This is a genomic window from Pseudarthrobacter sp. L19, from assembly GCF_050859435.1.
GTDB lineage: Bacteria > Actinomycetota > Actinomycetes > Actinomycetales > Micrococcaceae > Arthrobacter.
Window position 1 is genome coordinate 2,553,447 of the sequence record NZ_CP193935.1, and the last position, 12,513, is coordinate 2,565,959.

A 12,513-nucleotide genomic window follows, 5' to 3' on the forward strand; every position below is an offset into this window, starting at 1 on the left:
TGCCGGGCTTTATTGGCGAAGGGCTTTAGCGGTGCCGGGCCCGCCGGAAGATCCAGTGCCGCAGCATCGTGAACCGCACGGCGGTGGCGAGGAAGCCGGAGAGCGTGGTGGTCCAGAGCTCCTCGGCCACGGTGGCGTCCGGCTTGACCCAGTGCAGGATGCCCAGGCTGCCGCCGGTGATGAGCAGCGCCACCAGGATCACGATCAGGCCGTTGAGGTGGTCGCGGCGCATCCGGTGGGTCTCCGTGATCTTAAACGTCAGCCGCCGGTTCAGCGCCGTGTTCATCAGCGAGGTCAGGATCAGCGCCGCGGCGTTGGCCGGCTGCGGTCCGATCCAGGGCCGCAGCAGCGCGAAGAGCGCCAGCGACGTCACCGTGCAGACCACGCCGACGCCGGTGAACCGCAGCAGCTGCCGGACCACCGGGTACCGCAGCAGCCCGCGCCGCCGGGGCGGGCGGGTCACCGGGGGAGCGGCGGCCCCGGGCGGGTCGGCCTGGAGTTGGGGTTCCATCCGGCTAGTAAAGCTCCCCGGCCGGCAGTTCGACGGCCAGCCGGTTGGACGGGCCGGGCAGCGGACAGGCCCAGGCCTCGTTGTAGGCGCAGGAAGGGTTGTACGCGAAATTGAAGTCCAGGACGAAGCTGGCGTCCGGGCCGGATCCGGTCACGCCGTGGAAGGCGCCCTTGATCGTGTCGATCAGGTAGCGGCCGGCACCGTAGCTGCCGCCGGTCTGTCCCGCGGTGGCGTCGCGGAACGGCACGAAGATGCCACCGCCGTAGCCCTGGTGCTTCCAGACGGCCAGCTGGCCGATCTCGGGCAGGTCGAAGGTGCCGAGGCGGACGAAGCGGACGACGCCGTCGGTGCCGGTCTCGACGTTCATCTCACGCCCGGCCCCTTCCGGGGTGATCGGGACGTGGAAACGGTAGATCGGGTCGTAGTCGGCGGTCTTCAGGCCGGAGAATTCGGCCTTCGCGGCCCGGGTCAGGGGCGAGGCGGGGTGGGTGACGAACATCCGGTCGCGGGTGTGGCGCCAGTAGGCGTGCGCCTCGGCGGGGCTGTCCGCGGCGATCTTCCGGACGGTGGCGTACAGGTCGAAGGTCCGCAGCCGCCAGTCGGCGATGTCAAGCGCGGTCATCTGCAGGACGTCGTCCCCTTCGTCGGCCTCCGTCCCGGCAGCCGCCTCCGACTGGACATCCGTATCCGTACCCTCAAGATCCTGTTCCGACATCCCTCCAGCCTAACCCTGTTTGCGCCGCGGTCCCCGCGCGCGGTGACGCCTCCGGCCGTCCGGGGCCTGCGGTGCCTAGACTGGCGCGCATGCACAGCACCGACACAGCCGCCGTAGCGGACGCCCTCGCCTCCCTGGTGAGCTTCCGGACCGTCTCTTCCCGTACCCCGGGAGGGACTGACGAGGCCGAATTCGAGGCGTTCCTGGCCGCGCTGCCCGGGCTGTTCCCGCGGGTATACGCGGCGCTGGACGTGGAACGGGTCAACGGCCGCGCCCTGCTGTTCCGCTGGGCGGGCGGCCCAGCAAACAATCCGGCCGGCGGCCTGGCGGGACCGGCGGTGCTGATGGCCCACTACGACGTCGTGCCCGCCGGAGACGAAGCGGCCTGGACCCACCCGCCGTTCTCCGGCCATAACGACGGCACGCATCTCTGGGGCCGTGGCACCCTGGACGACAAGGGGCAGCTGGCGGTGATCCTTTCCGCCGCGGAGGCGCTGCTGGCCGAGGGGTTCGCGCCGGAACGGGACGTCTACTTCTCCTTCGGCGACAACGAGGAGACCGCAGGGGACAGCGCCGCCGCCGCCGCGGCATTGCTGGCCGAACGGGGTGTCCGGCCGGCGCTCGTGCTGGACGAGGGCGGCGCCGTCGCCGGCGGGGCCTTCCCGGGCGTCACCCGGCCGGCCGCCGTCGTCGGCGTGGCCGAAAAGGGGATCCTCGACGTCGAACTGCTCACCCGCGACCCCGGCGGCCACGCCTCCACGCCGCCCCGGATGGGCGCCACCGCCCGGCTGGCCAGGGCCATCACCCGGATCGAAAACCACCCGTTCCCGCAGCACCTGCCCGACGTCACCGCCGAGATGCTGCGCCGCTTCGGCCCGCACGCGCCCCTCCCGCTGCGGCTGGCCTTCGCCCGCGTGGAGCGCCTGCGCACGCCCCTGACCTGGCTGTTCGGCCGGCTGGGCGGCGAGACCAACGCCATGACCCGGACCACCGTCGCCATCACCACGCTGCGGGGCAGCGCCGGAGCCAACGTCCTGGCCGCCACCGCCGCCGCCAACGCCAACATCCGCGTGGCCGTCGGAGAGAGCGTGGCCGGCACGGTGGAGCGCCTGCGCCGGATCATCCGCGACCCCAAGGTGGAGCTGCGCGTGGTGGAGGGCAACGGACCCTCCCCGGTCTCCGCGAGCCACGGCCCGGCGTGGGAGCTGCTGACGGAGTGCATCGGCACGGCCTACCCGGAGGCGATCGTCACCCCGTACATCATGATGGGCGGCACCGACTCCCGACGCTTCACCGGAATCTGCGAAGCGGTGTACCGGTTCGCGCCGTTCGCCATGGACCGGGCGGACCGGGCCTCCATTCACGCCGTCGACGAGAAGATCTCCCTCGAGGCCCTGGGCCGCGGCGTACGCTTCTACGAAACGCTGCTCCGGAAGCTCTGAGCGGCGCCGGGACCGCACTACGCTGGCAGCATGATGCGGATGAGGCTGGGGACCGGGGTGCCGGTGGGGCTGGTCGCGGCGCTGGTGCTCGGCACCGGCGTGCTCGCGGGGTGCTCCGGCGGCCCCGCCGCACCCCAATGGACGGCCGACGCCGGCGGGACGGCAACGGCGCAAGACTCCGGCTCGCCGGGAACCGCGTCACCCGGCTCAACGTCACCCGGCTCAACGTCCACTGCGACGGCGTCGGCCGGCGCCACGGCGGCGGCCTGGAAGACCTATACCGATCCGGCCAAGTCGGTCAGCTTCGAGCTGCCGCAGGAGTGGATCGCCCAGTCGCAGACCCCGGCCCAGGGCAGCCTTCCCGGTGCGGTCAAGGTCGAGGTCAAGGACGCCGCCGGCCACTACCTCGCCACCCTGCAGACGGGACTGCCGCCGCGGACGCCTGCCTCCTGCGCGCCCGACGCCGCCAAGTCCTACATCGTGGTCAGCAGCGTGCCGGTGGACCTGCCGCACGCCTCCGGTGACGGGATGATCGACCCGCACGTGGTCTACCGGGTGATCCAGGGCTACAAGTATTTCGGCTCCTACGGCATCACCAACATCGTCGGCGGCACCGGGGGCAAGGCCTGCGCCCTGCAGAACGTGGTCCGCGGGCCGGAAGGCAAGGGCGACTACTCCTTCGGCGACCTGGGCGAGCTGACGGCGTTTGCCCCGGACCAGCGGGTGGCTCCGGCCAAGGCGTTCGACACGCTGGCCCAGGCGGACGCCTACGTCAACGAGGGGTCCGAATTCGCCAACGTCCAGCGGATGCTAATGTCGCTGAGGATCACACAGTAGCCCTGCCGCGCCGGCCCCACGGCAGCCAGGGAACCCCCGGCGGCAGGCCCACGCGCCCCGCCCGCACCCCCGGAGAATTATGGAACGCATCGTGTCCGCCCGCATGGCCTTCAAGACCGTGGCCGGCACCAAGGTCGCCATGGCCGTGGCTGTGGCGCGCAACCCCGGCTACACCGGCTTCGACGAGGAACTCTCCGTCACCGCCGACGGCGTCGAGGTTCCCCTGACCGAGCTCGCCGACCACCACGGCGGCCGGTTCCACTACATGGAGTTCGCCGAGCCCACCGACGTGCTGGTGGAGTACAACGCCACCGTCACCGGCGCCGCGGACCCCGAGGAGCCGGGGCTGATGGAACTGATCCGCTACGTGCGGCCCAGCCGCTACGCCGAATCGGACCGGCTGCTGCCGACGGCCTACGCCGAGTTCGGCGGCCTGCAGGGTCCGGAACTGCTGCACGCCGTCCGCGACTGGGTCTTCAATGAGCTGCGCTATGTCAGCGGCTCCTCGCGCGGCACCGACGGCGCCGTCGAGACACTGCTGCACCGGCGCGGCGTCTGCCGCGACTTCGCCCACCTGGCGATCGCCCTGCTGCGCTCCAAGAACGTCCCTGCGCGCCTGGCGGCCGTCTACGCCCCCGGGCTGAGCCCCATGGACTTCCACGCCGTCGCGGAGGCCCACGTCGACGGCGCCTGGCACGTGATAGACCCGACCGGCCTGGCGCCGCGGGAGAGCATGCTGCGGATCACCGCCGGCAGGGACTCCTCGGACACGGCCTTCCTTTCCACCGTGGGCGGCAGCCTGTCCCTGAGGGAACTCAAGGTCACCGCCACGGTGACAGGGGACCTGCCGGAGGAGGACTCGGCCGCACTGGTGACCATCCGCTAGCTGCGGGCCTGTACCGAGGCCCGCAGCTTGTCCGTCAGCCGCAGCAGCTCCTGCTGCTCCTCGGCGGTCAGGGCGGGGCTCACCAGGGCTGCAATGTCCCGCACGTGCTCCCGGCCGATCTGCTTCTGCAGTTCCCTGCCGGCATCGGTGAGACGGACCAGGACGCCGCGGCCGTCGTCGGGGGCCGGCCGCCGTTCGACCAGCCCCCGCTTCTCCAGCCGCTCCACCAGCCGGCTCAGGCTGGACTGGCTCAACAGCACGTGATCGTTCAGTTCGTTCTGCCGCAGCCAGCCCGTGGGGCAGCCCGAGAGGGTGAACAGCACGTCGTATTCATTGACGGCCAGGTCACGGAAGGCCGGGCCGCCCTGCAGGCGCCGCATGACGGCCACCTGCGCACGGAACAGCGATTCCCAGGCCTGGGCTGCCAGCCGCACCGTCGGCGCCGGGGAGGTACCGGTCCCGGCGCCCCCTCCGGGCGCACCCGCGGCCATCACGCCTCCTGCGGGGCGGCCTGGTGGGCCGCCAGCTGCGCGGCGACGCGGCCGGCGTGGGTGGGCGGTGCCGGGACGTGCGCCGGGGTCTTCTCCGCGTACTCCTTGCGCAGCACCGGCAGCACCTCCTCGCCGAACAGGTCCAGCTGCTCCAGGACGGTCTTTAGCGGCAGGCCGGCGTGGTCGATCAGGAAGAGCTGGCGCTGGTAGTCGCCGAAGTACTCGCGGAACGTCAGGGTCTTCTCGATGACTTCCTGCGGGCTGCCGACCGTCAGCGGGGTCTGCGAGGTGAAGTCCTCGAGGGAGGGGCCGTGGCCGTAGACCGGGGCGTTGTCGAAGTAGGGGCGGAACTCCTTGACCGCGTCCTGGGAGTTCTTCCGCATGAAGAACTGGCCGCCGAGGCCCACGATCGCCTGGTCCGCCTTGCCGTGGCCGTAGTGCTCGTAGCGCTCCCGGTACAGGCCGATCAGCTGCTGGTAGTGCTCCTTGGGCCAGAAGATGTTGTTGGCGAAGAAGCCGTCACCGTAGTACGCGGCGACCTCGGCGATCTGCGGGGTGCGGATGGAACCGTGCCAGACGAAGGGGGCGACGCCGTCGAGCGGGCGCGGCGTGGAGGTGAAGTTCTGCAGCGGGGTGCGGTGCTTGCCGGACCAGTTGACCGTGTCCTCGTCCCAGAGCTTGCGCAGCAGGGAGTAGTTCTCGATCGCAAGTTCGATGCCGTCCTGGATGTTCTTGCCGAACCAGGGGTAGACGGGGGCGGTGTTGCCGCGGCCCAGCACCAGGTCCACGCGGCCGTCGGCCAGGTGCTGGAGCATCGCGAAATCCTCGGCGATCTTCACCGGGTCGTTCGTGGTGATCAGGGTGGTGGCGGTGGAGAGGATGATCCGCTCCGTCTGAGCCGCGATGTAGGCCAGCGTCGTGGTGGGGGAGGAGGAGAAGAACGGCCGGTTGTGGTGCTCGCCGATGGCGTAGACATCCATGCCGATCTCTTCGACCTTCTTGGCGATCGCCACCGAGGCCTTGATGCGCTCGTGCTCGGTGGGGGTCCGGCCCGTGGTGGGGTCGGTCGTGATGTCGCTGACGCTGAATACGCCGATCTGCATGATGATCCTTTCCGTTCCGGAGGCTTCCGGGGTCCTGCTCCAAGTGTAACCGATTTACATGCATTTGCATCTATCGACCGGTATAACAGCCGCCACGCGCAGGTATTCCCGGACCTTCGCCGCCGCCGGCCGTGCCTGCACCTAGGATGCAATCAATCCGCTGGCCAGCCCGGGTCCAGCCCGTAAGGAAGGCCCGCATGCGCCGGATCATCGCGTTCCTCTGCCTGGTGGAACTCACCAGCGGCATCCTGCAGGGGTACTACACGCCCATCCTCACGGACATCGCCCGCCACCTGGGCATCCACGACGCAGACGTCAACTGGTTCGAGGCGGCGCAGCTGACCGTCAGCGCCCTCGCCGTTCCGGTGCTGGCCAAGCTTGGCGACCTCTACGGGCACCGGCGGATCCTTCTGGTTTCCACCGCTCTCACCGCCGCCGCGTCCTGGGCGGTGGCGTTCGCACCGGACTTCTGGACCTTCCTCGCCGCCTGGTCGCTGCAGGGGTTCTACGTTGTCTGGCTGCCGCTGGAGATCGCCCTCGTCTTCAGCCGGGTGCACGGACGGCCCGACGGCGCCGCGCTCACCCGGCGTGCGGCCGGCGTCCTGGTGGGGGCGCTGGAGTTCGGCGTGATCGCCGGGGCCCTCGCCTCCGGGGCGCTCGCCGAGGCGCTGGCCGGCCAGCTGCCGCTGGTGCTGACCGTGCCCGCGCTCGCGGTCACCGCCTGCTGGTTCGTGATCCGCTTCGGGGTCCCGGAGTCCGCCGGGCGCGCCGCAGGCCGGGTGGACACCCAGGGCCTGGCGCTGCTCGCCGTCGGCCTGCTGCTCGTCACCTCCGGGCTGACCCTGGTCCGGCTGAACGGTCCCGGCGCCTGGTGGGTCTGGGCGGTGCTGGCCGCCGGCGTCGCCGTGTGCGTCTTGTTCGTGCGGGTGGAGCTGCGGAAGGAGGACCCGCTGGTGGACATCCGGATGCTGCGGTCCCCGGCGATGTGGCCCGTACAGCTCACGGCCGGACTCTTCGGCGTCTCGGTCCTCGGCGCCCAGGCCCCGCTGTCCACCTTCGCCCGCACCGATCCGGGGACCTACGGCTACGGGCTGGGGCTCCGCTCCGGCCAGGTCTCCATCATCATCGGGGTGTACGTGCTGGCGCTGCTCGCCGGGGCCCTGCTGTATCCGCTGGTGACCCGGCGGCTGACCCCGCGCCTGACCCTGGTGGGGGCCGCCGCGCTGGTGGGCGTCGGCTACCTGCTGTTCCTCCCGCTGCACTCCAGCCTGGCCGAGACGCTGGTGAACATGGCCATCGCCGGCGTCGGCTCCGGCGCGCTGGTGGCCGCGCTGCCCTCGGCCGCGGCGGCCGCGGCCCCGTTGAACCGGACCGCCATGGCCACCGGGCTGACCAACACCACCAAGACCATCGGCGGGGCGTTCGCCTCGGCGGTGTTCGGCATCGCCCTGCTCAGCCACGCCGCGGCCGACGCCGGGGTCGGGGGTGCGGACGCGGGGCAGACCGCGGCCCCGCTGGCCGGCTACCTGCTGGTCTGGGCGATCTGCGGCGTCACCGGCCTGGCCGCGGCGGCAGCCCTGGCCCTGGTGCCCCGGCTGGCGTTCTCGGACCCGGCCCCGGAAACCGCCGTTGGCCCCGCCAACGCCCGCACCTGACCCATGGAGCTCGCAGCAGGCGCGGAGGAGAGAGTTAGTTGCGGAGCGCCGGGGCCTCGTCCGGGTCGGCGACGTCGGTGGTTGCGGCGGCGTTCGCGTCAACGGAGGCGTCATCCGCGGGCCGGGCGTGGCGTCCACGGGCGGGGGAGCCGCCGTCGCGCTCCAGGGCCTTCCGTTCCCGCCGGCCCTCGACCAGCCGGTACAGCACGGGGACCAGGATCAGGGTCAGGGCGGTGGAGGAGATCAGGCCGCCGATGACAACGACGGCGAGCGGCTGGGAGATGAACCCGCCGCCGCCGGTCAGTCCGAGGGCCATCGGGGTCAGGGCGAAGACCGTGGCCAGGGCCGTCATCAGGATGGGGCGCAGGCGCTGGCGGGCGCCGTGGGTGATGGCGTCGGCGACGTTCATGCCGGGCTCGCCGTTGCGCGGCTGACGGTACTGGTTGATCAGGTCGATCAGCACGATCGCGTTGGTCACCACAATGCCCACCAGCATCAGCATGCCGATCAGTGACGGCAGGCCCAGCGGGACCTTGGTGATCAGCAGCAGGGCAATCGCGCCGGTCGCCGCGAACGGGATGGACACCAGGAGGATCAGCGGCTGCACCAGGGACTTGAAGGTCGCCACCATGATCACGTAGACGATCGCGATCGCGGCCAGGAGGGCCAGGCCCAGCTGGCCGAAGGACTCGGCCTGCTGCGTCGTGGCGCCGCCGATTTCCGCGGTGACGCCCGGCGGCAGCTGGACCGTCTTGAGCCGGGCCTGCACCTCGGTGCTGACGGCGCCGAGGTTTCCGCCGGAGGGGGTCACGGAGACGCGTGCGGTCCGCTGGCCGTTGCTGGCGGTGATGGAAACCGGCACGTCCGCCTGCTCCACGGAGGCGATGGAGGACAGCGGCACGGGTCCGCGGGCGGTCGGCAGCTGCAGGTCACGGACGGCGCCGATGCTGCTGAACTTCGTCCCCTCGCCGATCCGGACGGGGTAGTCGTTGGTGCCGATCCGTACCGTGCCGGCCGGGATCGGGCTGATGGTGGAGGCGAGGACACCGGCGACCTGCTGCTCGTTGAGCCCGGCCGCGGTGGCCTTGGCGCGGTCCACCTTGACCTGGACCACGGGCTGGCTGGCGGCCAGGTTGGTGCTGACCTCAGAGGAGCCGGGGACGCCGTCCATGGCCTTGACCACGGCGTCGCTGGCGGTCTGCAGGTCGTTCGAGCCGGCGGCCTTGAGCGTGATGTCCACGGTCGACGTCGTCCCGAAGCCGCCCTGCTGCGAGCCGACGGTGATCGTGCCCGCGTCGGAAATCGCGGCCAGCCGGGTGCGCACGGTGTCCTGCAGCTTCTTCTGGTCCGCCTTGTCGTCCGTGACCACGGTGAAGGTGGAGTTGGCGGCGCCGGTGGACTGCAGGGCGGAGAAACCGGTCTGGGCGTTGCCCGTGGTGACTTGGACGTTCTTGATTCCGTCGATGCCGCGGAGCACGTCCTCGACCTTGACGGCGGCCGCGTTGCCTTGGTCCAGGCTGGTGCCCGCGGGCAGCGCCTGGCGCACGGTCAGGCTGTTCTCGCCGGAGTTGCCCAGCAGGTCGGTGGCCAGCAGCGGGGTCATCGCCGCGGTGCCGCCCAGAATCAGGACGGAGGCGATGAGCGTGATGACGGGGTGCCGCTGGGTCTTGGTGAGCACCGGAAGGTAGCCGCGCTGCAGCAGGCTGCGGCGCTCGGCGTCGTGCGCCTTCTCGGCCGCCTCGGTATCCGGGGCGTCGGTACGGGCTGTTGTGTCCCGGGCTGTCTTTTCCCGGGATCGGGGGTTGCGCAGGAACCAGTAGGCAAGCACCGGCACGATCGTCAGGGAGACCAGCAGCGAGGAAATCAGCGCGATGGTGACCGTCAGCGCGAAGGGACGGAACAGTTCGCCGGCCAGGCCCGCCACGAACGCGATCGGCAGGAACACCGCCACCGTGGTCAGGGTCGAGGCCGTGATCGCCCCGGCCACCTCGCGGATGGAGGTGAGGATGGCGGTGATCTTCGCCTCGCCATAGCTGAGGTGCCGCTTGATGTTCTCGATCACCACGATCGAGTCGTCCACTACGCGGCCGATCGCGATGGTCAGCGCGCCCAGGGTCAGGATGTTCAGCGAGTACCCGGTGGCCTTCAGCCCGATGAACGTGATCAGGAGCGAGAGCGGAATCGAGACGGCCGTAACCAGGGTGGAGCGGACCGAGAGCAGGAACAGGAGGATGATGCCGACGGCGAAGCCCAGGCCCAGCAGGCCCTCGGTGGTGAGGTCCTTGATGGACTTCTCGATGAACGGCGCCTGGTCGAAGACCGGGGTGAACTTGGCGTTGGACCCCAGCTCTGCCTCCAGCTGGGGAATGGCGTCCTTGACCGCGTGCGAGATGCCCACGGTGTCACCCTCGGGCTTCTTGGTGACGGAGACGGCCAGCGTCTCCTTGCCGTTGGTGCGGGTGATGGAGGTGCGGGCGTCCTCGGCGATGGAGACGTCCGCGACGGTGCCGATCGTGGCGGCGTCGCGCGCCCCGCCCAGCGGCAGGGCCTTGATGGCGTCCACGGAGTCCACCGGGCTGCCGATCTGCAGGGACAGGGTCTTGCCCTGGTCCTGGATGCTGCCGGCCGGGACCAGGCTGCCGTTGTTCTTCAGGGCATCGCTGATCGCCTGGATGGAGGTGCCGGCTGCCGCCATCGCCTCGGGTTTGGGCTGGATCTGGATGTGCTCGGTGGCGCCGCCGGTGACCTCGGCGCCGCGGACGCCGTCGATCTTCTGCAGCCGGGGCACGCTCAGCCGGGCGAGGTCGGTGTTGAGCTCACTGAGCGGCTTGTCCGAGGAGACCGCCAGGTACACGATCGGGAAGTCGCTGATGCTGCCGGCGATCGCCTGCGGCTGGACGTCCTTGGGCAGCGCCTGCTTGGCGTTGGAGATGGCCCGGTCGATCTGGTTCCGGGCCCGGTCCAGGTTGGAGCCGTAGGTGAACGCCAAGGTGATCTGCGAGACGCCGTTGCGCGAAGTGGACGACGTCGACTCCAGGCCCTCGACGCCGCGCAGGGCGGTCTCCAGCGGACCGCTCACCTGCTTGTCCACGACCTCGGGCGAGGCGCCCGGCATCGAGGTGATCACCGTGATCTGCGGGAACTCGATCGAGGGGATGAGCTCCTGCTTCAGCGAGGTCATGGTGATCACCCCGAAGACCGAGGCAAAGACGGTGATCAGCGCGATCAGCGCCCGGTTTCCGAGCGAGAGCCTGGCCAGCCGGAACATTCATGAACTCCTGTGGGGTCTACGGACGCCGTACCCGACGGAACGCCTCAAGGGACTAAACGTGCCGCAACCCGGCAGAGTTTCAGCGGGAGGCCGGGACAGTTTCCAGCTGCAGGACCTTGGCCGTGTCGGCCTCGAGCTGCGCGGCGAGTTCCGGGTTCTCGTTGAGCTTGACGCCGTAACCCGGCATCATCTCCTTGAGCTTGCCCTGCCAGCCCTTGAAGTCCTTCGGGAAGGCCTTCTGCAGCAGTTCGATCATGATCGGCACGGCGGTGGAGGCACCCGGGGAGGCACCCAGCAGGGCGCCGATGCTGCCGTCGCGGCCCGCGATGACCTCGGTGCCGAACTGCAGCACGCCGCCCTTCTTCGGGTCCTTCTTGATGATCTGCACGCGCTGGCCGGCGGTGATGAGCTCCCAGTCGCCGTCCTTGGCCTCGGGGTAGTACTCGCGCAGGGCCTCGACCTTGGCGCCGTGACGCTTGGCGACCTCCTTGACCAGGTAGGCGGTGAGGTCCATGTTGTCCTTGGCCACGGCCAGCATCGGGATGATGTTGGAGGGGCGGATGGACAGCGGCAGGTCCAGGTAGGAGCCGTTCTTCAGGAAGTTGGTGGAGAAGCCGGCGTACGGGCCGAAGAGCAGGGAGCGCTTGCCGTTGACGTAGCGGGTGTCCAGGTGCGGCACGGACATCGGCGGGGCACCCACGGACGCCTGGCCGTAGACCTTGGCGCTGTGCTGGGCGGCCAGGGACTCGTCGGTGCAGCGGAAGAACTGGCCGGAGACGGGGAAGCCGCCGTAGCCCTTGCTCTCGGGGATGCCGGAGGCCTGCAGCAGGTGCAGGGCCCGCCGCCGGCGCCGACGAAGACGAACTTGGCGTGGATGGAGCCCCGCTCACCGGAGCGCGGGTGCTTCAGGGACAGGTCCCAGCCGCCGTCGGCGGCGCGGCTGATGCCGGTGACGTCGTGGCCGTAGTTGATCTCGACGCCGTTGTTGCCCAGGTAGCCGGTGAGCTCACGGGTCAGGGCGCCGAAGTCGACGTCGGTGCCTTCCGCGGCGCGGGTCGCGGCTACGCGCTGCTTCGGGTCGCGGCCCTTGATGATCAGCGGCGCCCACTTGGCGATCTGCGCCTGGTCCTCGGAGTACTCCATGGAACGGAACAGCGGGTTGGGCTTGAGCGCCTCGAACCGGGTCCGCAGGAACTTGGTGTTCTCTTCACCCACCACGAAGCTCATGTGCGGGACGGTGTTGATGAAGCCCTTGGGGGAGCCGATCAGGGAGTTGGTGACCAGGTGGGACCAGAACTGGCGGGAGAGCTGGAACTGTTCGTTGATGTGCAGCGCCTTGGACGGATCCACCGAGCCGTCTTTGGCCGCGGGGGAGTAGTTCAGTTCGCAGAGCGCGGCGTGGCCGGTGCCGGCGTTGTTCCAGGGGTCGGAGCTTTCCAGGCCCGGGCGGTCCAGTCGTTCGAACAGCGAGATGGTCCAGTTCGGCTCGAGCTGCTTGAGGAAGGCACCGAGCGTGGCGCTCATGATGCCGCCGCCAATCAGGACGACGTCGGCGTGTTGGGTCTTGGAAATGAAAGTCACATCAGTCTCCGGTAGCAGCGG

At 70.2% G+C, this 12,513-nt stretch carries 9 protein-coding genes and 1 pseudogene; 4 read left to right on the forward strand and 6 right to left on the reverse strand.

Going from position 1 to position 12,513, the window contains the following annotated elements:
- Positions 1-25: 25 nt before the first annotated feature.
- Both ACRQ5B_RS12165 and ACRQ5B_RS12170 read right to left on the reverse strand, forming a co-directional pair.
- Complete coding sequence (locus tag ACRQ5B_RS12165; protein ID WP_432394188.1) at positions 26-511, reverse strand: GtrA family protein; 486 nt, start codon at positions 509-511, stop codon at positions 26-28.
- 4 nt (positions 512-515) lie between these two features.
- Entirely contained in the window at positions 516-1,133 is a 618-nt protein-coding gene (locus tag ACRQ5B_RS12170) for a DUF1684 domain-containing protein (RefSeq protein WP_432398756.1), read from the reverse strand.
- A gap of 182 nt (positions 1,134-1,315) precedes the next feature.
- Here ACRQ5B_RS12170 and ACRQ5B_RS12175 point away from each other — a divergent pair, with 182 nt between their 5' ends.
- The 3 genes from ACRQ5B_RS12175 (at position 1,316) to ACRQ5B_RS12185 (ending at position 4,391) form a co-directional block, all read left to right on the forward strand.
- Complete coding sequence (locus ACRQ5B_RS12175) at positions 1,316-2,668, forward strand: M20/M25/M40 family metallo-hydrolase (RefSeq protein WP_432394191.1); 1,353 nt, start codon at positions 1,316-1,318, stop codon at positions 2,666-2,668.
- A gap of 33 nt (positions 2,669-2,701) precedes the next feature.
- Positions 2,702-3,505: a hypothetical protein gene (locus ACRQ5B_RS12180; RefSeq protein ID WP_432398757.1), complete on the forward strand. Its 804-nt coding sequence runs from the start codon at positions 2,702-2,704 to the stop codon at positions 3,503-3,505.
- Positions 3,506-3,584: 79 nt separating this feature from the next.
- Positions 3,585-4,391 carry a transglutaminase-like domain-containing protein gene (locus ACRQ5B_RS12185; protein ID WP_432394193.1) on the forward strand — a complete coding sequence of 269 codons (807 nt, stop codon included), beginning with the start codon at positions 3,585-3,587 and terminating at the stop codon, positions 4,389-4,391.
- Here ACRQ5B_RS12185 and ACRQ5B_RS12190 read toward each other — a convergent pair.
- A complete protein-coding gene (locus tag ACRQ5B_RS12190; RefSeq protein ID WP_432394196.1) occupies positions 4,388-4,882 on the reverse strand; it encodes a MarR family winged helix-turn-helix transcriptional regulator in 495 nt (164 codons plus the stop codon). The genes ACRQ5B_RS12185 and ACRQ5B_RS12190 overlap by 4 nt on opposite strands.
- Positions 4,882-5,985 (reverse strand): LLM class flavin-dependent oxidoreductase, encoded by a 1,104-nt coding sequence (locus tag ACRQ5B_RS12195; protein WP_432394199.1) that lies wholly within the window; start codon positions 5,983-5,985, stop codon positions 4,882-4,884. The genes ACRQ5B_RS12190 and ACRQ5B_RS12195 overlap by 1 nt, the downstream gene beginning before the upstream one ends.
- Positions 5,986-6,182: 197 nt before the next feature.
- Here ACRQ5B_RS12195 and ACRQ5B_RS12200 point away from each other — a divergent pair, with 197 nt between their 5' ends.
- On the forward strand, positions 6,183-7,640 hold the full coding sequence (locus tag ACRQ5B_RS12200; RefSeq protein ID WP_432394201.1) for an MFS transporter: 1,458 nt from the start codon (positions 6,183-6,185) through the stop codon (positions 7,638-7,640).
- Between the two features lie 34 nt (positions 7,641-7,674).
- Here the strand turns inward: ACRQ5B_RS12200 and ACRQ5B_RS12205 are convergent, their stop codons facing one another.
- Together ACRQ5B_RS12205 and ACRQ5B_RS12210 are read right to left on the reverse strand one after the other, a co-directional pair.
- A complete protein-coding gene (locus tag ACRQ5B_RS12205; RefSeq protein WP_432394204.1) occupies positions 7,675-10,908 on the reverse strand; it encodes an efflux RND transporter permease subunit in 3,234 nt (1,077 codons plus the stop codon).
- An 82-nt stretch (positions 10,909-10,990) separates the two neighbouring features.
- Positions 10,991-12,492 (reverse strand): annotated as a pseudogene (locus tag ACRQ5B_RS12210) (malate:quinone oxidoreductase).
- Between the last annotated feature and the right edge of the window lie 21 nt (positions 12,493-12,513).

Excerpts from the sequence above, each read along its gene's own strand:
- ACRQ5B_RS12175 (WP_432394191.1), top strand. The coding sequence starts at position 1,316 with ATGCACAGCACCGACACAGCCGCCGTAGCGGACGCCCTCGCCTCCCTG.
- ACRQ5B_RS12200 (WP_432394201.1), top strand. The coding sequence starts at position 6,183 with ATGCGCCGGATCATCGCGTTCCTCTGCCTGGTGGAACTCACCAGCGGC.
- ACRQ5B_RS12195 (WP_432394199.1), bottom strand. The coding sequence starts at position 5,985 with ATGCAGATCGGCGTATTCAGCGTCAGCGACATCACGACCGACCCCACC.
- ACRQ5B_RS12205 (WP_432394204.1), bottom strand. The coding sequence starts at position 10,908 with ATGTTCCGGCTGGCCAGGCTCTCGCTCGGAAACCGGGCGCTGATCGCG.
- ACRQ5B_RS12165 (WP_432394188.1), bottom strand. The coding sequence starts at position 511 with ATGGAACCCCAACTCCAGGCCGACCCGCCCGGGGCCGCCGCTCCCCCG.
- ACRQ5B_RS12180 (WP_432398757.1), top strand. The coding sequence starts at position 2,702 with ATGCGGATGAGGCTGGGGACCGGGGTGCCGGTGGGGCTGGTCGCGGCG.
- ACRQ5B_RS12190 (WP_432394196.1), bottom strand. The coding sequence starts at position 4,882 with ATGGCCGCGGGTGCGCCCGGAGGGGGCGCCGGGACCGGTACCTCCCCG.
- ACRQ5B_RS12170 (WP_432398756.1), bottom strand. The coding sequence starts at position 1,133 with ATGACCGCGCTTGACATCGCCGACTGGCGGCTGCGGACCTTCGACCTG.
- ACRQ5B_RS12185 (WP_432394193.1), top strand. The coding sequence starts at position 3,585 with ATGGAACGCATCGTGTCCGCCCGCATGGCCTTCAAGACCGTGGCCGGC.